The sequence below is a fragment of the Clostridium nitrophenolicum genome, from assembly GCF_055391695.1.
Map to the genome: position 1 here is coordinate 3,662,328 of NZ_AP042469.1, position 22,283 is coordinate 3,684,610.

General features: G+C 36.1%; 13 protein-coding genes, 2 tRNA genes and 3 rRNA genes. 6 read left to right on the top strand and 12 right to left on the bottom strand.

Annotation, left to right across the window (positions count from 1 at the left end; translation table 11 throughout):
• Nucleotides 1-22: 22 nt before the first annotated feature.
• Entirely contained in the window at nucleotides 23-2,629 is a 2,607-nt protein-coding gene (gene clpB / locus ACZ5N4_RS17475; protein WP_464203782.1) for an ATP-dependent chaperone ClpB, read from the bottom strand.
• A gap of 209 nt (nucleotides 2,630-2,838) precedes the next feature.
• Here clpB and ACZ5N4_RS17480 point away from each other — a divergent pair, with 209 nt between their 5' ends.
• Nucleotides 2,839-3,597, top strand: a complete 759-nt coding sequence (locus tag ACZ5N4_RS17480) for a hypothetical protein (RefSeq protein WP_464203783.1) — start codon at nucleotides 2,839-2,841, stop codon at nucleotides 3,595-3,597.
• Between the two features lie 46 nt (nucleotides 3,598-3,643).
• Here the strand turns inward: ACZ5N4_RS17480 and ACZ5N4_RS17485 are convergent, their stop codons facing one another.
• From ACZ5N4_RS17485 to ACZ5N4_RS17500, 4 genes are all read right to left on the bottom strand, one after another.
• Nucleotides 3,644-5,026, bottom strand: a complete 1,383-nt coding sequence (locus tag ACZ5N4_RS17485; protein ID WP_464203784.1) for a sigma-54 interaction domain-containing protein — start codon at nucleotides 5,024-5,026, stop codon at nucleotides 3,644-3,646.
• Nucleotides 5,027-5,172: 146 nt separating this feature from the next.
• A complete protein-coding gene (locus ACZ5N4_RS17490) occupies nucleotides 5,173-6,429 on the bottom strand; it encodes an MFS transporter (RefSeq protein WP_464203785.1) in 1,257 nt (418 codons plus the stop codon).
• Nucleotides 6,430-6,460: 31 nt separating this feature from the next.
• Nucleotides 6,461-7,789: an acetyl-CoA hydrolase/transferase family protein gene (locus tag ACZ5N4_RS17495; protein ID WP_464203786.1), complete on the bottom strand. Its 1,329-nt coding sequence runs from the start codon at nucleotides 7,787-7,789 to the stop codon at nucleotides 6,461-6,463.
• A gap of 44 nt (nucleotides 7,790-7,833) precedes the next feature.
• On the bottom strand, nucleotides 7,834-8,652 hold the full coding sequence (locus tag ACZ5N4_RS17500) for an alpha/beta fold hydrolase (protein WP_464203787.1): 819 nt from the start codon (nucleotides 8,650-8,652) through the stop codon (nucleotides 7,834-7,836).
• Between the two features lie 627 nt (nucleotides 8,653-9,279).
• Between ACZ5N4_RS17500 and ACZ5N4_RS17505 the strand changes: the two genes are divergently transcribed.
• Nucleotides 9,280-10,014 (top strand): YoaK family protein, encoded by a 735-nt coding sequence (locus ACZ5N4_RS17505; RefSeq protein WP_464203788.1) that lies wholly within the window; start codon nucleotides 9,280-9,282, stop codon nucleotides 10,012-10,014.
• A gap of 46 nt (nucleotides 10,015-10,060) precedes the next feature.
• Here the strand turns inward: ACZ5N4_RS17505 and ACZ5N4_RS17510 are convergent, their stop codons facing one another.
• The gene (locus ACZ5N4_RS17510; RefSeq protein WP_464210999.1) at nucleotides 10,061-10,333 is read right to left on the bottom strand and encodes an acylphosphatase; all 273 of its coding nucleotides are present in this window, start codon (nucleotides 10,331-10,333) and stop codon (nucleotides 10,061-10,063) included.
• 319 nt (nucleotides 10,334-10,652) lie between these two features.
• On the opposite strand from ACZ5N4_RS17510, the gene ACZ5N4_RS17515 reads away from it, so the two are divergent.
• Entirely contained in the window at nucleotides 10,653-11,549 is an 897-nt protein-coding gene (locus ACZ5N4_RS17515) for a DMT family transporter (RefSeq protein ID WP_464203789.1), read from the top strand.
• 97 nt (nucleotides 11,550-11,646) lie between these two features.
• Here the strand turns inward: ACZ5N4_RS17515 and ACZ5N4_RS17520 are convergent, their stop codons facing one another.
• On the bottom strand, nucleotides 11,647-12,180 hold the full coding sequence (locus ACZ5N4_RS17520; RefSeq protein ID WP_464203790.1) for an N-acetyltransferase family protein: 534 nt from the start codon (nucleotides 12,178-12,180) through the stop codon (nucleotides 11,647-11,649).
• A 289-nt stretch (nucleotides 12,181-12,469) separates the two neighbouring features.
• On the opposite strand from ACZ5N4_RS17520, the gene ACZ5N4_RS17525 reads away from it, so the two are divergent.
• Both ACZ5N4_RS17525 and ACZ5N4_RS17530 read left to right on the top strand, forming a co-directional pair.
• On the top strand, nucleotides 12,470-13,525 hold the full coding sequence (locus ACZ5N4_RS17525; RefSeq protein ID WP_464203791.1) for a DNA polymerase IV: 1,056 nt from the start codon (nucleotides 12,470-12,472) through the stop codon (nucleotides 13,523-13,525).
• 196 nt (nucleotides 13,526-13,721) lie between these two features.
• On the top strand, nucleotides 13,722-15,137 hold the full coding sequence (locus ACZ5N4_RS17530) for a LysM peptidoglycan-binding domain-containing protein (protein ID WP_464203792.1): 1,416 nt from the start codon (nucleotides 13,722-13,724) through the stop codon (nucleotides 15,135-15,137).
• A gap of 307 nt (nucleotides 15,138-15,444) precedes the next feature.
• Here the strand turns inward: ACZ5N4_RS17530 and rrf are convergent.
• From rrf to ACZ5N4_RS17555, 5 genes are all read right to left on the bottom strand, one after another.
• Nucleotides 15,445-15,561, bottom strand: a 5S ribosomal RNA gene (gene rrf / locus ACZ5N4_RS17535).
• Nucleotides 15,562-15,885: 324 nt separating this feature from the next.
• A 23S ribosomal RNA gene (locus ACZ5N4_RS17540) occupies nucleotides 15,886-18,779 on the bottom strand.
• A 343-nt stretch (nucleotides 18,780-19,122) separates the two neighbouring features.
• Nucleotides 19,123-20,631: ribosomal RNA gene (locus tag ACZ5N4_RS17545) — 16S ribosomal RNA — on the bottom strand.
• Together the 16S, 23S and 5S rRNA genes with 2 tRNA genes alongside form the textbook arrangement of a ribosomal RNA operon.
• A 283-nt stretch (nucleotides 20,632-20,914) precedes the next feature.
• Nucleotides 20,915-20,990 (bottom strand) — tRNA-Met (locus tag ACZ5N4_RS17550).
• A gap of 192 nt (nucleotides 20,991-21,182) precedes the next feature.
• Nucleotides 21,183-21,258, bottom strand: a tRNA-Met gene (locus ACZ5N4_RS17555).
• Between the two features lie 513 nt (nucleotides 21,259-21,771).
• Here ACZ5N4_RS17555 and ACZ5N4_RS17560 point away from each other — a divergent pair.
• Entirely contained in the window at nucleotides 21,772-22,152 is a 381-nt protein-coding gene (locus tag ACZ5N4_RS17560; RefSeq protein WP_464203793.1) for a hypothetical protein, read from the top strand.
• Nucleotides 22,153-22,283: the final 131 nt, after the last annotated feature.

A 22,283-nucleotide genomic window follows, 5' to 3' on the forward strand; every position in this document is an offset into this window, starting at 1 on the left:
ACTAGGGGGTAAAATTTAATCATCAATTCAATTCATTTTTAATTATAATATTGTCACCATCAGCATCAATGTTTATGGCACATCCATCATAGACTTCACCAGCTATTATCTTTCTAGCTATATTTGTTTCTAATGTGTTTTCAATGTATCTTTTTAGCGGTCTAGCTCCATAAACAGGATCATAGCCTTCCTTAGCTAAAAGTTCATTAGCGGCTTCTGTAATTTTCATAGTAATATTTCTATTCTTAAGTCTCTTTCTTACATCCTGGAGGAATATATCTATTATCTTCTTAATTCCTTCATTACTTAACGGTCTGAATAATATTATGTCATCTAATCTATTTAAGAATTCAGGCTTGAATCTTCCCTTCATCTCATTCATTACAGCAGCTCTAATATTTTCATCTATAGAGTTTTCACCCTTGTTCTCTAAAAGATAGCTACTTCCTATATTAGAGGTCATTATTATTATAGTATTCTTAAAGTCTATAGTTTTTCCTTTGTTATCTGTAAGCCTTCCATCATCTAAAATTTGAAGGAATACATTAAACACATCTTCATGAGCCTTCTCAATTTCGTCAAATAAAATTACTGAATAAGGCTTTCTTCTAACCGCTTCTGTTAGCTGACCACCTTCTTCATAACCTACGTATCCTGGAGGAGCTCCTATAAGTCTTGATACTGAGTACTTTTCCATATACTCTGACATGTCTATTCTTATGATGTTTTCTTCACTATCAAAGAGATTTCTAGCTAAGGTCTTTGCAAGCTCTGTTTTACCTACTCCAGTTGGTCCTAAAAATATAAAGGAACCTATTGGTCTTTTTTCATCCTTCATCCCCGCTCTTGCTCTAATAACTGCATTTGATACACTTCTAACTGCCTCTTCTTGACCTATAACTCTCTTTTGTAAATCCTCCTCTAATCTTAATAGTTTTTCACGTTCTCCCTCTGCTAATTTAGACACAGGAATTCCAGTCCATTTAGCTACTACATCGGATATTTCATTTTCGGTTACCTCTTCTTTTAGCAGCGCTCCTTCATAATTTTCCTTCATAGACTCTTCTTTTTCCTTTATTTCTGCTTCAAGATTTGGAATAAGTCCATATCTTAATTCTGCCACCTTATTTAAGTCATATTCTCTTTCGTATTTTTCAATATTTCCTCTTGCTTCATCTAATTGAGCTTTTAAATTTCTTATTTCTAGGATATGACCTTTTTCTTTTTCGTACTTAGCAGTCATTTCATCATTTTTTCCCTTAAGCTCCGCAAGTTCTTTACTTAATATTTGAAGTCGTGCTTTTGATGCTTCATCCTTTTCCTTTGATAGAGCTTCTTTTTCAGTTTCTAATTGGAATAGCTTTCTTCTAACCATATCTAATTCCGTTGGAAGAGAATCTATTTCGCTTCTTATCATAGCGCCAGCTTCATCTATTAAATCAATAGCCTTATCTGGTAAAAATCTTCCTTGAATATATCTATCTGAAAGCTTTGCTGCTGCTACAATAGCAGAATCATGAATTCTAATACCATGATGTATTTCAAATCTTTCCTTTAAGCCTCTAAGTATAGAAATGGTGTCTTCTACAGTAGGCTCATCAACAGAAACCTTCTGGAATCTTCTCTCTAGGGCCTTATCCTTTTCAATATATTGTCTGTATTCATCAAAGGTGGTTGCACCTATACAATGAAGTTCTCCTCTTGCAAGTAAAGGCTTAATAAGGTTACCTGCATCCATGGCTCCATCAGTTTTTCCAGCTCCCACTATAGTATGAATTTCATCTATAAATAATATTATTTTTCCGCTTGAGCCTTGTACTTCCTTAAGTACAGCTTTTAATCTCTCTTCAAACTCTCCTCTGTATTTAGCACCAGCAATTAAAGCTCCCATATCTAAAGAAAATATTATCTTATCCTTTAACCCTTCTGGTACATCACCTCTTACAATTCTTTCAGCTAATCCCTCTACTATAGCAGTTTTACCTACACCAGGCTCTCCAATTAGTACTGGGTTGTTTTTGGTTCTTCTCGAAAGAATTCTAACAGTTCTTCTTATTTCTTCATCTCTTCCTATAACAGGATCTAACTTATGCTTTTTTGCTAATTCTACTAAATTTGTTCCATACTTAGCTAGTGCATCATAAGTTCCCTCAGGATCTTGCGTATCAACTCTTTGACTTCCCCTAACTTGCGATAATACCTTCATAAAATCTGATTTTTGTATATTGAATTTATTTAGTATGCTTCCAACCACACCTTTACTGTCTATATCCATAATAGCTATCATAACATGTTCTACGCTTATATAAGAGTCTTTAAACTTTTCAGCTATAGACTCCGCTTTAACTAAGACTTCTTCTATTCTTCTAGTTGCATAAACTCCTGAGCTTTGTGCACCCTCTCCTAAAACCTTAGGCATTTTATCTAATTGAAGATGTGTATCTTTCTTTAGCTCTTTTAAATTTATACCCATTTTTTCAAAAATATTAGGGACTAACCCGTCCTCTTGATTTAGCAAAGCTGAAAATAGATGAATTACATCCACTTGTTGATGATTATACTTAACTGCCGTTAGTTGAGCCTCATTTAAGCTTTGTTGTACTCTTATAGTCATTTTTTCTATATTCATGATTAATTTTCACCTCGACCTGTTATTATATTACTCTTTAATAAAAGAATAATACAAAAGTCAAAGAAAGTCAAAGTATATTTTTAAATTATCTATGAAATATTTAGCAAACTGTAACTAAATTGTAACAAAAGAGTTATATGATATATTCATACCAAATAATAAAGGAATGAATGTAAAATAAAATTATATAAAAGGAGAGTGTAAAGATGAACAGAAAAAAATTAATAAGTAAAATAATGACTGCAGTAATAGCTGGAGGTGTACTTCTATCAACAGGAGGTTATGTTTTTGCTAAAAGTAATGTAAGTGGAACAACTGGAGCACATAAAAAGACACAAGAAGCTAGAATGAATAAGAAAAATCCAACAGATAATATGAAGTCAAAGCTTGATAATCTAGTTACCGCTGGAACTATTACACAGGATCAAGAAACTAACATAATAAATGCTATGAAACAAGAACAAACTGACAGGAAAACTGAAATGGATAAAATAAAAAACATGACCGAAGCTGAACGTAAGACTTATTTTGAAAGCCAAAAAACTGCAGAAAAATCTGATTTCTTAAGTAAACTTGTAACTGCTGGAACTTTAACTCGAGATCAGGCTGATGCTGTACGAAATGCAATTCATCAAGGACCTGGTAGAAGAGAAGGTGAAGCTAATCCAGAGAGACTTAAAACTCAGCTTGATACCCTAGTTACAACTGGAACTATTACACAAACTGAAGAAAATAATATCCTAAAGTATTTAACAGATAAATATACTGAAAAAAAAGCTGAAATGGATAAGATTAAAAATATGACTGAAACTGAACGTAAATCTTATTTTGAAAGCAAAAAAAACACAGAGAAAACTGGCTTCTTAAGTGAACTTGTAACTGCAGGAATTATATCACAGGATAAAGCAGACGCTATTAAAGCCACTATGCCTGCTCCAAAAGACCATAGTATAAAAGCTAACTAGAAATTTGCTCAAAAAAGCTCAGAAATTAGATTCTGAGCTTTTAACATTATTTTATATCATACTTCTCCAATTTCCTATAGAAAGACATTCTAGGTATTTTTAATTTTTTAGCCGCTTTACTTTTGTTGTTATTGCACTCCGTCAGAGCATTTAAAACCATTTCTTTCTCCATATGCATCAAAAACGCATCTAATCCTAAGTCATTTACATCATATTTACTCTTAACTGCAGTTTTTAATATATATTCTGGAATATCTGCTTCTACTATATTAGCATCTTCAGCGTTAACGCAAATTCTATCAATTACGTTCTTCAATTCTCTGACGTTTCCAGGCCATTCATAGTTTACTAGTATATCAATAGCAGGTTTAGAAATTTTTCTAAACATTCCGGAATTCTTATAAAAGGAATTTAAAAATTTATCTATGAGTGCCTCAATATCACCTTTTCTTTCTCTTAAAGGAGGTATTTCTATACTCAATACATTAAGCCTATAATATAAATCTTCTCTGAATTTTTCTTCTTTAATTAACTGCTCTAAATTTCTATTTGTGGCACAGCACACTCTTACCTCTATAGGAATGGTAGTTTTACCTCCTACCCTAACTATCTCTTTTTCTTGGAGAACCCTTAAAATTTTAACCTGCATGTAATAAGGCATATCCCCTATTTCGTCTAAAAATATAGTTCCTCCATTGGCAACTTCAAACTTACCTATACTTCCACCTTTCTTAGCTCCAGTAAAGGCTCCTTCTTCATATCCAAATAGTTCAGATTCTAGAAGATTTCCTGGAATGGCAGAACAATTTATGATTATAAAGGGTTTATTCTTTCTTAAACTTTCATTATGCAAGGCATGAGCAAAAAGTTCTTTACCCACACCACTTTCCCCTGTGATTAGAACATCTAAATCTACTTTCGCAAATTTTTCAACTTTCTTTTTACACTGTATAATATCCTTACTTTTTCCTATAATATCATCTAGTGTATACTTTGCTGTATTGAATTTTGCTATATGATTTTTATACAGTTTCAATTCTTTATCAAGTGCGTCACATTTTTCTATAATTGACTTCATTTCAGTTATGCCTTCAAAAAGAACCATACCAAATCCTCCAACTACTTGTCCTTCATCATCTAGGATTGGAATTCTATGAACAATAGCATCTTTACCATTAGGAAATTTGTGCTTTATTGCAATATCAGCTTTTTTATTTTTTAAAGTATCCATGAATTTTGAAGTTGGATTTATATCCGTAACAAATTTTCCTATCATTTCTTCCCTGGGAATCTTTAGGAAATCAGCAAAGGCTTTGTTTATATAAATCATTTTTCCATCCTCGTCCAAAAAATCTACTGTAATTGGTATGTTTTCAAAAGCCTGCTGACAAAAATGTAAAAACTCTTTGGAATGTATAAAATTTGACATTCATATCCCCCTTAAAATTCTATCGTTTATATGTATCTTTAGGCGGCATGCCTTTTATTTACAATTTTTTATTTAGTATAGCAAAAAAATTTTCACATAACAATAAAGCTTATTAATTATGTGAAAATTTTATATTCTAATCTAATTTATACAGAAAGATTATTAGATTTTTTAACATCTATTAAACGCCCTAATATTACTGTAAAAATTACTGCCAATATTAACCCCGCTATATCAGAGTACCAAATTATATTATAACTCTTTGTGAGATCGTATATATATGCTCCGAGATAAATTGCAACGGCTGCTCCAAGGGATCCAAAGGTTGCCATAACTCCGCTAACTGTTCCTAATCCTTTGCGTCCAAATAAATCCGCAGCTAAAGCACTAAAAAGTCCATAACATCCTGTATATGAAAGTCCTGCTACAAAAACAAAAGCATAAGTCATTCCTATAGAAGTAGCATTTATGAGCATGAAACCGCCAAGAACTTGAAGTGCCAAAGCTATAATTATTGCTTTTTTACGTTCTATATAGTCTGAAATTGCAGGCCATGCTAACATAGATATAACATTTAAGAACATATTAGCTGCCAATGCATTAGTTGCATTACTTTTGCTTATGCCGTTATTAACTAGATGTGGAACTTGATGTACAGCCTGTGCCCACCCGTTTCCTGCCATGAAAAAGTATGCTAAAAACAGTGCCCAAGCTTTTGGTGATTTTAAGACTTTTATTAAAGTCCATTCTTCTTCATAATCATCTATAGTCTTTGTAGCTACTTCTGCGACAGCTTCTCCATCAGGGCATAATCCTAAATCTTCAGGTTTGTTTCTCATCAATAACAGTGCAGGTATTATTACAAGTATCCAAGACATAATGGCCATAACCCTGAAAGTACCTCTCCATCCAATTGTATTAAGCCAATCTTTAGATAAAACAGTAAATAAAGCACTCCCTAGTGGCGATGCTGCTAATGCTATAGCAAGAGCGCGGCCTCTTTTTTTAACAAACCATCGACTTACTGCAGTTGGTCCTGGAACCATGCCCATGCATGTACCAGCTACTCCTAAAATAACACCATAGCATAAATAAAATTGAAGTGGAGTTTTTATTATAGTCAAAAGATAATATGCTGCACCTGTTAAAAATCCTCCAAAAACTAATGTAGCTTTTACACCTATTTTATCCATTATACGTCCAGCAAAAGGAACTACAATAGCATATATAAACATATTAGCTGATAAAGCACCGGCAACTTGAGCTCTTGTCCATCCTAAATCCTTAAGCATAGATAACTGTATAACTCCAAAAGCTCCCTTTGTACCGTAAGTAATCCCTACTGAAAGGAAAGCTACAAGGACAATCCACCATCCATAGAAAATTCTCGATTTTTTATCCATAATCAAATCCTCCAATCACTTAAGTAATGTACTACCAAATCATATTCTTTTTTGCTTCAAATCTTAGCCAATCTCTGAAATTTTGATGAGCAATATTAATTAAAGCAGTTACCCTATCCTTTACGGATAGCCCTCTAAGCCATGCCACTCCATTTTCTGTAACAACATAATCTACATCATTTCTTGATAAACTTACAATTGAACCAAGCTTTAAAAAAGGAACTATCTTTGAAATTGTTTCTTTTTTGCCTTCATCATTGCTTATTATAGTAGTTGAATGCATAGCTATAATAGATTTCCCACCGCTAGATCTCTGTGATCCTAATACAGTATCAGCTTGTCCTCCAGTCCCTGTATATTGTATACTTCCTATGGATTCTGAACAGCACTGGCCAGTAAGATCAACTTCTAGAGTAGCGTTTATAGAAACAAATTTGTTGTTCTGTCCAATTATATAAGGATCATTAACCCAGGAACCTGATTTAAATAAAACCGTTGGATTGTTATCTAAATAATCATAAAGTTTTTTGTTACCAAAAGCAAAGGCGCATACTGACCTACCATTATAAAATCCTTTCTGTGAGTTATCTACAGCTCCACACTCTATAAGCTCTGCCATAGATTCCGTAAACATTTCTGTATGAATTCCAAGGTGTTTTTTACTCCTTAATTCTGCTGCTACTGCATTTGGAATGTTTCCTATTCCAAGTTGAATAGTAGAACCGTCTTCAACGAGCTCTGCAATATTTTCTCCTATTTTTCTGTCCACATCTGTATAAGGTATCAGCTGCACTTCTGGAATAGGACGGTTTGTCTCAACAAGTGCTTCTACTTCACTAATATGCACAATATTATCTCCAAAGGTTCTAGGATAATTTGGATTAACCTCACATATCAATACTGCGCCATTTTCTATTAATTCTCTTTCATATATATTGCTTATAGAAAGTGATAAGTATCCATGCTTATCCATAGGAGAACAGGTTGTAAATAGCACCTTCCTCCTGCCTTGTATTCCATGTAACTTTTTCCATACCGCTATATGGGCATGTTGCGGAGTACAAGTAGCATTTCCTCTTTTTTGAGCATCTCTTAAGGCTTTAGTAAAATACCAGCCATGAACAAATATGTTATCTTTATATTGAGGGTTGTTTATAAATTCATAATTTTTCATTGGCAGGCAATTTTGAAGCTCAACTCCAGTTATACCATTAGCACTTATAGTGTGCAGTTCATCTAGTAATGCCATAGGCTCTGCCCCCGCCTGAGCAACAAATATCACATCCTTAGACTGAATCAAGTTTAATGCTCCCGCTATACTCTTTACCTTACTGTTATAAATTTCCTGTACATTTTTCATTTTAAATACCTTCCTCTCTATAATCTATTATCACTTATAAATCATTAAACTATTTTGAACTCTTCATTACAGCAGCTTAAAAATCCAAGAACCAATGAAGTAAATTCATAAGGTTTCTCATACATAGATGCATGACCTGCACCCTTTATTACTGCCATTTTTGCGCTCTCAATTTTTTCATATATTTCTTCTTGAAATCTTACAGGTAAAAGTGAATCATACTCTGCACCAATAACCAATGTTGGTACCTTTATTTTGTGCAGATTGTCTCTTACATCATATTCTAATGAGCTGTTATTAAGTCTTCTAAACCCCTCATACCATTCATCAGTAAGAATTTTTTGAAATAACTTTTCTCTATCCTTCAACCACTGTATATTATCTTGATAGAATTCTGAGGAATATATATGAGGCATAGTAGCATTAAAGAAAATAGAACCATCATGAGTAGCTGCTGCTATATCCCAATTTGCTCCTATATCTTTTAACCCATTAAAGGTATAGCTAGTGGTATTAGCAAGTATAAGACTATTTAATCTTTCTCCATATTTTATTGCAAACTGTATAGCTACCTCCCCTCCATATGACACTCCTACCATGTTAACCTTTTCAAAGTTCAGCTTATCAAATACTTCTTTAAGAAACTCAACATGCATACTTTGAGTATAGTTTTCTTCAGCCTTATCAGATTGCCCCATATCAATAAAGTCTATTAGAAAAAGCTTATAATTTTTTGAAAAAGCCTTTATGAATGGACTCCAACTTGCAGTACTCATCATTATGCCATTTAATAATACAAGAGCTTCCCCTTCTCCATAGGTTTCATAATAAATATTCTTATTACGAATTGAAATTTTAGTCATATTATCTTTCCTCCCTTGTTATTTTTCATATATAATTAATGAGCAAAATGCGTGCCAATGTCTATTCTAGATATATCAAGGCTTCTGAAGAATTTTTGCAACAAAATGGTACATGTAACAATTATAGTATTCTTCAAAACTATCTAAAATCACATGTACAATTTCCTTTATAGCCATACTATCTCAATAAATATGAAAATATAACTTTAATATGTACCAACAGGATACAGATTGCTCGCTACTGGTACATCTACATATATAACTCATATATGTACTTGAATCGTATCTGCTGCAATTTCAATGCCCTCAAGAGCACCGGCCCCAATAACGAACAGTGAAATGAAAAACCCTATGGTAGAATTAAGCTTAATCTGCCATAGGGATAAGAATATGAAACAATATACAAAATTGATAAAAAAACTAAAGCACAGAACAATATACAAATTTAAAGGAAAGCATAGTATTTATTATAATAATTAGCTAATATATTTCACTATATTTTGCAACCAAGAAATTCATCCTTTAATTGTATTATACATATTTCTAAATTAGCAGTATAATAATTGTTGTTATTAGCTTTAAGTGAGTTTATAAAATTACACTTTATGGAAAGGAGTTATTCAAATTTTGCTTACTAATTATATAGGTGCACTTTGCAGAAATAAAACAAAAGTACGTCTAAATAATGTTACTTCTGAATCTGTTCACCTCGGAATACTTCTTGCAATAGTTGGAGGATTTTTAGATGCTTATACCTTTATTGGAAGAGGTGGTGTTTTTGCTAATGCCCAAACGGGAAATATAGTGTTATTTGGAGTAGAAGCTTCAAGAGGAAATTGGCGGCAAGCTCTTATGGCCCTTCCTCCTATTTTGGCATTTATATTAGGAGTAATAGTTTCTGAATGGGTAAAAAGAAGATCTCCTATGCCGTTTATAAAAGATTCAGCAAGGGCTATCTTGATCCTTGAGGTTGTAATTCTTTTTATTATAGGCTTTATACCTAGTAGTATTCCAGATGAAGTGGTAACTGTTACAATTTCCTTTGTTTCTTCGCTACAGATATCTTCATTTAGGACGCTTGTTGATTCTCCATATAGTACAACCATGTCCACTGGTAACTTACGATCAGCATCCTATGCAGCTTATATTGCTTTCACAGAAAAAGATAATAAAGCAGCTATTCGATCTCTTCGTTACTTTACGATCATATTGTCATTTTTATTGGGAGCTTTTTTAGGTGGACTACTCACATTATCTATTGGAGTTAAATCAATATGGGCGGCATCGTTGACGTTAATTTTTTCGATTATTTTATTTAATATAGATGAACGTAGAACTAAAGAACCCTTACCTGATAAGTAAGGGTTCAGATTTCATCCTTGCTATTCTATATTGTACTGATAAATTTTTAATATATAACTCTAAAAGATCTTTCGTTTTCAATATTTTCTATATTCCTGCAATTTATATTCTCTACTTTAACGAAAGCATTTCCCTTATTAATTTTTTCTATAAATAAAGATATATATTGGGCCTCCCCCTGTACTTCCATGCTAACACTTTCATCATCACAGTTTTTTACCCAACCAGTTAAATTAAAACTTTTCGCCATATAACTAGCAAAATTTCTAAATCCAACACCCTGTACTCTTCCAAAAACTTGAATAAAATATCTATACATAAAAGTCACCTTTTCTTTCTTTAAATTTTCGATAAACTTATATATTTTATTATCATTTGTAATACAGTATTTCATATATGTTACTCCTTTAAGTAAAATCCCTTTTCATATTATATAAATATAAGTTGATATTTACAATATTATAAAGATGTTAAATAGTATTTTTGTGTTTACTTTAGATTTAGTTTACATAATATTGTAATTGTTAACTTAATAATTATTTTTGTTGAAATAATTTTGTAGACATATATTACCTCGCACCTTAGAATATAATAGTGAGTTTAAGTTATAACAAGAACAAAAGATGGAGGAATATTTTATGTTGCAATCACATTTAGGAGTATTAGCTGCACTTGCAACGGCGGTATGCTGGACAGTTACTGCAGTTGCCTTTGAATCCGCAGGGAAAAAAGTTGGTTCTCTGTGTGTAAATATAATAAGACTTTTTATAGCCTTTATATTACTTTCAGTCTTTAATTTTTTCACTAGGGGAATGCTTTTACCTATAGATGCATCAGGCTATACGTGGGTATGGTTGCTTTTATCAGGATTAATAGGCTTTGTTTTAGGAGATTTATTTTTGTTCCAGGCCTATGTAGAAATTGGTTCACGTATATCACAATTAATAATGTCCATAGTACCACCAATAACTGCAGTAACAGGTTATATATTAATGGGAGAAAAAATAACACTATTAGGTTTTGTAGGAATGACTACAACAATTATAGGTATTGCTCTTGTAATATTAACTAAAGGTTCCGATGACAAGAAAATTACCTTTTCTCATCCTATAAAAGGATTGACATATGCTTTTTTAGGAGCATTAGGACAAGCTTTTGGGCTTGTTTTCAGCAAGTTTGGAATGGGATCCTATAACCCCTTTGCGGCTACTCAAATTAGAATTATAGCAGCAATCTTTGGCTTTTGCATTGTTGTTACAGTAAAAAAACATTGGGAAAATGTTTTTACAGCGTTAAAAGATAAGAAAGCTATGAAAAACATAACTATTGGGTCATTTTTCGGCCCATTCATTGGCGTATCTTTATCTTTATTAGCTGTACAGCATGCACCTACAGCTATTGTCTCAACAATAACCTCTATAACACCTATATTAATCATACCAGCATCAATCTTTGTGTTTAAAGAGAAAATAGTTTCAAAAGAAATATTCGGTTCTTTTATTGCTCTAATAGGTGTTGCATTACTATTTCTATAAGAATAACTAGATATAAAAAGCACTATTTCTAAAACATAATTTTAGAAATAGTGCTTTTTCTTTATATAATTTATATTAATTTAAAAGTTATACGAATCTAGAGAATCAATCCCATTATGATTGTATTATAATAAACTCCATTTATATAATTTTCTTTCTTTAATATACCTTCTTCTTCAAACCCAACTTTCTTATATAAATCTATTGCGCGATGATTATCTTCTCTAGTTAAAAGGCTTATTTTTTTAGTTATGCCATTTGAACTTGACCATTCTATAAGATAATCCATAATCTTTCTGCCTAAACCTAATCCACAGAATTGCTCTGCAATAGCTATTCCAAAAGTTCCTATATGTTTACATCTAGCTTTTTGATTAGAAGTAATAGATGCTATACTTATTATTTTATCATCAATTGTTGCTACCAATATTATTGAATTATTTTCTGCTGCTGTAGATTCTATAAACTTTTCATAATCTTTCAAAGGCATTTTAAACTCATTTTTCCCAAATGAAAGAAAATCAGTTTCTCCTCCTACCAAATTATAAAAATCTATCATAGATTGGGCGTCTTCCTTTTTAGCTTCTCTTAGGGTGACTTCTTGTTTATTTTTTAAACATAATTTTTTCATATCCCTTAATCTCCCTTAAAATAGTGTTAATATAATTTTACTATTACTTAATAAATTTCACAATATTTGTAATTTTTATTGAAAATAATTTTACCTAGTAGAGATTATTTATTATACAACACAAACAAGTGTTCTCTTTCATTTTTTTATATGATATAATAATGTTCATATGAATTTAAACCATTTTTACTTTTGGAGGTTAAAGTCCTAAATGGACTTTAACGGGCAATTTTGCTGGTGGAAACGATCAAAATTACCCGGTGTTCCGACTAAAAGGAGGAAAATACGGATGGAAAGAGTTATTCTACATGTAGATATGGATGCTTTTTTTGCTTCTGTTGAAGTTATAGATAATCCAAAGTTAAAGGGAAAACCTGTTATAGTTGGAGGGATTTCAGAAAGAGGAGTAGTTGCAACCTGCTCCTATGAAGCTAGGAAATATGGTGTAAGAAGTGCCATGCCTGTGTATATAGCTAAGGCACTTTGTCCTAATGGAATTTATCTTCCTACAAGAATGTTTAGGTATAAAGAAGTATCTGAAAAAATATTTCAAATATTTTATGAAATAACTCCCTATGTGGAACCACTGAGTATCGATGAAGCTTACCTTGATATTACTGAATTAAAAAAAGATCCTGTTTCAGTAGCTATGTATATAAAAGAAAAAGTTAAAAACACTACAGGACTTACTATCTCTGTAGGGATTTCTTACAACAAGTTTCTTGCTAAACTTGCTTCCGATTGGAATAAACCAAATGGTTTAAAAATTATAACGGAAGATATGATACCAAAGAGTCTCTTACCTTTACCTATAAACAAAATCTACGGATTAGGCAAAAAATCCGCTGAAAAACTTAATGCCATAGGTATATTTACCATCGAAGAATTATATCACCTTTCAGAAGAGTTTTTAACTGAGTTTTTTGGTAAATATGGTGTTGAAATATATAAACGAATTAGAGGGATTGACAATAGAAAAGTAGTAATATCCAGAGAAAGAAAATCTATTGGCAGAGAGACTACCCTTAGAAGTGATACTAATGATAAAAAAGAATTAGAAGCTTATATAAAAAGCTTTTGCAGCTCTATATCTAAAACTCTAATAACTAAAGGCTTAAGCGGAAAAACTATAACTTTAAAAATAAAGACCTCAACCTTTGAAAATCATACTAAGAACAAGACCTTACCAATGCATATATCAAAGGAAGAGGATATTTTAAATGAAGCTTTAGAAATACTATATTCTATTGATTTTAAGGAAAAAATTAGACTTATCGGGGTATCTGTTTCTTCATTAGAAGAAACAAAACTTCAACAGCTTACTTTATTTAGTTCTGATTTTTAGCTATAAAGATTGTAAAAATCAATTATGTCTACTCGAGTAGGTCATGATGCAAAACTAAATAGTTATTTTTAAAAAGCTCAGAAATTGAATTCTGAGCTTTTAAATATTTTTATTAAACTACTATTTGCCTGAATTCTCATTTTTCTTACATTCTACGCATAAGCTATAAATGTAAATTAAAATTTGGAGGTTATAGATGCTTATTCACGTAGTAAAGCCAGGTGATTCACTCTGGGAAATTTCAAATTACTATTATGTACCTATAGAAAGAATAATAGCTGTTAACGAACTTCAGAATATAAATCAGTTAGTTACTGGTCAGGCATTAGTAATTCCAACAGAAGACTTTTTGTATACTGTAAAATCAGGCGAATCTTTATGGAGGATTGCACAAATCTACGGGATCACTGTTCAGGAAATTATAAAAGCAAATCCAAATGTTAATCCTAATTCTATTTATCCTGGCATGAAACTATATATACCTGCACGCAGACATACAATTAGCCCAGGAGAGACCCTATGGGAAATTGCACAAGATTATGGAGTTTCTCTCGAAGCTTTGTTGGAAGCAAACCAAATTAGTAATCCCGCCATGGTATCTCCAGGCACAACAATAGTTATCCCTCGCACCCAAAAGCCTAGTATATATGTAAATGGATATGTTTATGATTTTAGTAATCAAAATATCTCAACTATAAGAAGAGAAGCTAGGTATTTAACATATCTAAGTCCTTTTGCATATAGAATACGAGAAGATGGAAGTCTTCAGGCAATAGAAGATAACGCAGTTATAAGACTAGCTTATGCTGTAAATTCGATACCAATGATGTCTATCACAAACTTTACCTCCACTGATCTTGGTCAAAATCTTGCTCATGTTGTTCTATCTAGTGTTGATATTCAACAGAATTTATTTACAAACATAATCAATATAATGAAAGAAAAAGGATATAGAGGTATAAATATTGACTTTGAAGGTGTACTTCCTGCTGATCGTGAACTTTACAATCAGTTTCTTCAACGTTTGGTAACTCGTCTGCACAGAGAAGGATTCTTTGTTTCAACTGCTTTAGCACCAAAAACTAGTGCAGAACAGCAAGGCACACTATATACAGCTCATGATTATGCTGCACACGGAAAAATTGCTGACTTTGTTATACTTATGACCTATGAATGGGGATATCGATTAGGGCCACCTCAAGCAATTTCACCATTAAATGAAATAATACGTGTTCTAGATTATGCAGTTTCTGTTATTCCAAGAGAAAAAATTTATTTTGGTTTTCAATTATACGCTAGAGATTGGCTCCTTCCTCATGTACCTGGTCAAGAAGCTGAAACTTTCAGTATGCAAGAAGCTGTATCAAGAGCAATAAAATATAATGCTGATATAAAGTATGATTCACTATCACAAACACCATATTATAACTATACAGATTCTCAAAGAAGACAGCATGAAGTATGGTTTGAAGACGCTCGCAGTGCTCAAGCAAAATTCGATGCAGTAAAGAGTTATAATTTGGGAGGCATAAGTTATTGGGCACTAGGCTTTCCATTCCCGCAAAATTGGGCTTTGCTTAGAGATAACTTTAATATTCGCAAACTAATTTAGAATTCAATTTATAGGGTGTCATTCCAGACTGCGCTAATGTCAAGACTTTTTTCTAATATGAATGACACCTATTGGATTTATTTCATACATAGTTTGCTGATATACTTGTTAATTTAATTTTTACTTTTCTAATTGCAACTTCCTAATTAGCACTTTAATCTGCCGACGTCCTATATGCTTCTACAAAGCTTTCCCTACATTATATCAATACTGTAAAGCTTAACCTACCTGTTAGCACTGAGCATATTACACTTGCTTATTTGCATAATAAAAAAACACCAAGCATTTGCTTAGTGTTTTCATTATTACCTGGCAATGACCTACTCTTCCACAGGGTCTCCCCTGCAGTACCATCGGCACTGTGAAGCTTAACCGTCGTGTTCGGAATGGGAACGGGTGTTACCTTCACGTCATAATCACCAGATGCTGATTTGTCAAAATCTTTGATTTTGGTAACGAATCAGTACTCCTCAGCTCTGCTGAGTGAGTTTCCTATTAAAAATTGCTATAAGCTTCGCATTACTTCGTCAGCTCCCTCCCTGCGGTACTCATTTACAGATCAGTAAACTCTGTTCCTCGCTCAGTCGCTTCCTTGTACTACTCGCTTCTATCAATTTTTAGTTGTTACTTTTTGTTTTTTCATTTTTAAGGAACACCGGGTAATTCTTAACGCTAACTGGTGTTAGCTAAATTACCCGGCAAATGTCATTTAGACATTTGCCCTCTCAAAATTGCACAGTGAATTGTATTGGTCAAGCCCTCGACCTATTAGTATCAGTCAGCTGAACATGTTACCATGCTTACACCTCTGACCTATCAACCTTGTGTTCTTCAAGGGGTCTTACTAGCTTACGCTATGGGAAATCTAATCTTGAGGTGGGCTTCACGCTTAGATGCTTTCAGCGTTTATCCCGTCCCGACATAGCTACCCAGCTGTGCTCCTGGCGGAACAACTGGTGCACCAGAGGTCAGTCCATCCCGGTCCTCTCGTACTAAGGACAGCTCCTCTCAAATTTCCTACGCCCGCGACGGATAGGGACCGAACTGTCTCACGACGTTCTGAACCCAGCTCGCGTGCCGCTTTAATGGGCGAACAGCCCAACCCTTGGGACCTACTTCAGCCCCAGGATGCGACGAGCCGACATCGAGGTGCCAAACCTCCCCGTCGATGTGGACTCTTGGGGGAGATCAGCCTGTTATCCCCGAGGTAGCTTTTATCCGTTGAGCGATGGCCCTCCCACGAGGAACCACCGGATCACTAAGCCCGACTTTCGTCCCTGCTCCACTTGTATGTGTCGCAGTCAGGCTCCCTTCTGCCTTTGCACTCTACGAACGATTTCCAACCGTTCTGAGGGAACCTTTGGGCGCCTCCGTTACTTTTTAGGAGGCGACCGCCCCAGTCAAACTGCCCACCTAACAATGTCCCGTGACCAGATTCATGGCCACCGGTTAGAATCCCAGTACTGTCAGGGTGGTATCCCAAGGATGACTCCACAAAGGCTGACGCCCTTGTTTCTCAGTCTCCCACCTATCCTGTACAGACAATACCGAAACTCAATGCTAAGCTACAGTAAAGCTCTACGGGGTCTTTCCGTCCAATCGCGGGTAGCAAGCATCTTCACTTGCACTACAATTTCGCCGGATTTGTTGTCGAGACAGTGCCCAAGTCATTACGCCATTCGTGCGGGTCGGAACTTACCCGACAAGGAATTTCGCTACCTTAGGACCGTTATAGTTACGGCCGCCGTTTACTGGGGCTTAAGTTCACACCTTCGCTTGCGCTAAGTGTTCCCCTTAACCTTCCAGCACCGGGCAGGCGTCAGCCCCTATACATCAGCTTTCGCTTTAGCAGAGACCTGTGTTTTTGCTAAACAGTTGCTTGGGCCTATTCTCTGCGACCTACTTGCGTAGGCACCCCTTATCGCTAACTTACGGGGTCAATTTGCCGAGTTCCTTGACAACAATTCTTCCGCTGGTCTTAGGATTCTCTCCTCACCTACCTGTGTCGGTTTGCGGTACGGGCACCAACTTCCTCCATAGAGACTTTTCTTGGCAGCGTGGAATCAGATACTTCGCCCATAAGGGCTCCCCATCACGTCTCAGCTAATACAGGCGGATTTGCCTATCCTGTATACCTAAACGCTTAGACGCACATCCAATAGTGCGCACATCTTATCCTCCTGCGTCATCCCATTTGTAATAACGTCAGTTGGCGGTATCGGAATATCAACCGATTGTCCATCACCTACGCCTTTCGGCCTCGGCTTAGGTCCCGACTAACCCTGAGCGGACGAGCCTTCCTCAGGAAACCTTAGGTTTTCGACCAATAAGATTCTCACTTATTTCTCGCTACTTATGCCAGCATACTCACTCCTGTACAGTCCACCGCTCCTTTCGGTACGACTTCAATCCATACAGGAAGCTCCTCTACCGCTCTTTCGAGCCCATAGCTTCGGTGGTAAGTTTTAGCCCCGGACATCTTCGGCGCAGGATCTCTCGACTAGTGAGCTATTACGCACTCTTTGAATGAGTGGCTGCTTCTAAGCCAACATCCTAGTTGTCTTAGAAATCCCACATCCTTTTCCACTTAACTTACACTTTGGGACCTTAGCTGATGATCTGGGCTGTTTCCCTTTTGACCACGGATCTTATCATTCGTAGTCTGACTGCTGAGATTCAAGTATATGGCATTCGGAGTTTGATAGGGTTCAGTAACTGTTGTCAGCCCCTAGCCCATTCAGTGCTCTACCTCCATTACTCATTCTCAACGCTAGCCCTAAAGCTATTTCGAGGAGAACCAGCTATCTCCGAGTTCGATTGGAATTTCTCCGCTATCCACAGCTCATCCCATGGTTTTTCAACACCAACGTGGTTCGGTCCTCCACGGAATTTTACTTCCGCTTCAACCTGTCCATGGATAGGTCACCCGGTTTCGGGTCTACGACATGCAACTTATTGCCCTATTCAGACTCGGTTTCCCTTCGGCTGCGCACCTTAAGTGCTTAACCTTGCTACATATCGTAACTCGCTGGCTCGTTCTACAAAAAGCACGTCATCGCACGTAAAAGTGCTTTGACCGGTTGTGGACACACGGTTTCAGGTTCTATTTCACTCCCCTCCCGGGGTTCTTTTCACCTTTCCCTCACGGTACTGCTTCACTATCGGTCACCAGTTAGTATTTAGCCTTGGGAGGTGGTCCTCCCTGCTTCCCACAAGGTTTCACGTGTCTCGTGGTACTCTGGAGCAGATCTCGTTGCTATTCTTTTCACTTACAGGGCTGTTACCTTCTACGGCGGAGCCTTCCAGCTCTCTTCAATTAAGAAATCACAACTTTTGTGATCTGTCCGCAACCCCAGGAACAAGTTCCTGGTTTGGGCTCTTTCCCTTTCGCTCGCCGCTACTTAGGAAATCGATTTTTCTTTCTCTTCCTCCGGGTACTTAGATGTTTCAGTTCCCCGGGTATATCCCTATAAACCTATGAATTCAGTTTACAGTACACTACGTTAGTAGTGTGGGTTGCCCCATTCGGAAATCTTCGGATCACAGGCTATTTGCGCCTACCCGAAGCTTATCGCAGCTTATCACGTCCTTCTTCGACTACTGGTGCCAAGGCATTCACCATGCGCCCTTTGTAGCTTGACCATCTAAATTAATATTACCTTCGCATTACTGCGTCAGCTTCCTTCATTGCGGTGCTCATTTACCTTAAGTAAACTCTGCTCCTCATTCAGTTACTTCCTTGTACTGCTCGCTACTATTAATTTATATTAATTCTTAAATCTACAAAGGTTACTTACTTATATAATAAGTAGTTTTACCTTCAGCTTTACTTTTATTTAATATCACTGTGCAATTTTCAAAGAACAATTGGAGATTTATTTTATCATGTTGATTATTCAAAATCAACTAGTAAATAATCCCTCAAGATTAAACAGAGTGTAAACAAACCTTCAAAGTAGAATTACCTACTTTGTCGACTCCTTAGAAAGGAGGTGATCCAGCCGCAGGTTCTCCTACGGCTACCTTGTTACGACTTCACCCCAATCACTAACCCCACCTTCGGCCGCGTCTTCCTTACGGTTAGACTACGGACTTCGGGTGTTGCCAGCTCTCATGGTGTGACGGGCGGTGTGTACAAGGCCCGGGAACGTATTCACCGCGACATGCTGATTCGCGATTACTAGCAACTCCAGCTTCATGTAGGCGAGTTTCAGCCTACAATCCGAACTGAGGGTAATTTTATAGTTTTGCTCCACATCACTGTATTGCTTCTCTTTGTATTACCCATTGTAGCACGTGTGTAGCCCTAGACATAAGGGGCATGATGATTTGACGTCATCCCCACCTTCCTCCCGGTTAACCCGGGCAGTCTCACTAGAGTGCTCAACTTAATGGTAGCAACTAATGATAAGGGTTGCGCTCGTTGCAGGACTTAACCTAACATCTCACGACACGAGCTGACGACAACCATGCACCACCTGTCTTCCTGCCCCGAAGGGCTTCCTCCATTACGAGTAATTCAGGAGATGTCAAGTCTAGGTAAGGTTCTTCGCGTTGCTTCGAATTAAACCACATGCTCCGCTGCTTGTGCGGGCCCCCGTCAATTCCTTTGAGTTTTAATCTTGCGATCGTACTTCCCAGGCGGAGTACTTATTGTGTTAACTGCGGCACAGAAGGGGTCGATACCTCCTACACCTAGTACTCATCGTTTACGGCGTGGACTACCAGGGTATCTAATCCTGTTTGCTACCCACGCTTTCATGCCTCAGCGTCAGTTACGGTCCAGAGAGTCGCCTTCGCCACTGGTGTTCTTCCTAATCTCTACGCATTTCACCGCTACACTAGGAATTCCACTCTCCTCTCCCGCACTCTAGACTTCCAGTTTGAAATGCAGCACCCAAGTTAAGCCCGGGTATTTCACATCTCACTTAAAAATCCGCCTACGCATCCTTTACGCCCAGTAAATCCGGACAACGCTCGCCACCTACGTATTACCGCGGCTGCTGGCACGTAGTTAGCCGTGGCTTCCTCCTTTGGTACCGTCATTATCGTCCCAAAAGACAGAGCTTTACAACCCGAAGGCCTTCATCACTCACGCGGCGTTGCTGCATCAGGCTTTCGCCCATTGTGCAATATTCCCCACTGCTGCCTCCCGTAGGAGTCTGGACCGTGTCTCAGTTCCAATGTGGCCGATCACCCTCTCAGGTCGGCTACGCATCGTCGCCTTGGTGAGCCTTTACCTCACCAACTAGCTAATGCGCCGCGGGTCCATCTCAAAGCGGATTACTCCTTTAATTAGTTCTCCATGCGAAAAACTAATGTTATGCGGTATTAATCTCCCTTTCGGGAGGCTATCCCCCTCTTTGAGGCAGGTTACCCACGTGTTACTCACCCGTCCGCCGCTAATCCATCCCGAAGGATTTCATCGCTCGACTTGCATGTGTTAGGCACGCCGCCAGCGTTCGTCCTGAGCCAGGATCAAACTCTCAATTTAAAAGTTTGAATGCTCATTACTGTTGTTTTTGACTACTAACAAGTAGTTCAAAAGAATTGCTGGTTTAGTTTACTTAATAAAAATCATCTTGATTTTTAATCTCTGTTTAATTTTCAAGGATCATGTCGCTCATTTGCGACTGGATTTACATCTTATCATGCTTGTCTCTATCTGTCAACTAGGAACTTATTCCCAAATCAACAATTGCTAAGCTTAATTTTAAGCTATGCATTAGACAGCTTTCAGATAGTATCATACAACCTAATTTGTTGTCAATACTTTTTGGTTGCGGGGGCAGGACTTGAACCTACGACCTTCGGGTTATGAGCCCGACGAGCTACCAGCTGCTCCACCCCGCGTCATTATATATTGTATTGAACAACTTTTGTATCTAATCGCTAACTGCGACTGGATTTACATCTTATCATATCTGTATCTGCCTGTCAATCAGTGAATTATTGCCAATTTACAACTACTTAACTTAGCATTAAGCCATGCATTAGACAGCTTTCATATAGTATCATACAACCTAATTCGTTGTCAATACTTTTTGGTTGCGGGGGCAGGACTTGAACCTACGACCTTTGGGTTATGAGCCCAACGAGCTACCAGCTGCTCCACCCCGCGATATTATATTGAGACTATTTCTTGTTTGTGTTCGCCGCTCCTTCAAGCGACAAGTGATATCTTATCATGTATGTAGATATAAAAAACCGGCTATACACATCTTCATTTCAAATGACCATCACAATTCTCACGCATTCTTTAGTATGCTCATTATTTAATATAGTGATACGCCTGACTTAGTTTATATGAAAGTATTTAATTAGAAATAACTATATTCAATCTAAGATCGAGGTACCTCCCCCTCTATAACTCTCTCTTCATAGCTAAGATTAAGATATAAAATAACAAAATCATTAAAATTATATTTATATCTCACTCATGTGAATTAAAATAAGCATCAAGCTATAAGTTAATTTAATATATAAAAGTATAAATAAGACTACGAAATCAAATAATAAATTTAAAACCACATTTTTATTGATTAAATATGCTAGATAAATTTAACTAAGAAAGTATTACGTTAGACGAAGAATACATACTTCTAAATAAATATACTAGGTGGTGATATATAGTATGGAAATTAGAGAAGGTCAAATGGTTCCACTTGGATACGGCAAATTTGCCCGTTCAGATAAAATTATCAGTTTAGAACGCATTGAAGACGAGCGCGGTCCTGGAAGAAGAACTCTTGTATACGTCGATAACGTAAAATCACCTTTGGTCGCATCCAGAACTGAAACCTCTATTCTTGCAAATATGGTAGAAATACCAAGTGAAGAATTAGAAGCAGCTGCAGCTTTAGAACTCTTATATGATATTCGAGATGATATACAACAAATTGGTCCCATGCTTCGAAAGAGTATTAAAAAAGAGGCTGAATTTGATTTAGACAAAATTGAAAAACGTATCAATGAAATTCTTCAACATGAAATTGAGTCTGGTGAATTTATGTAAAAATTAATCTAAGTTCGGATAAAATATTAAATACAAGAAATAAACCACACTATATCCGCTTTTGATTTTTACAGATATAGTATGGTTTATATAATTATTTATTTATTTTTGTTTTAATAGTTAACCATAAA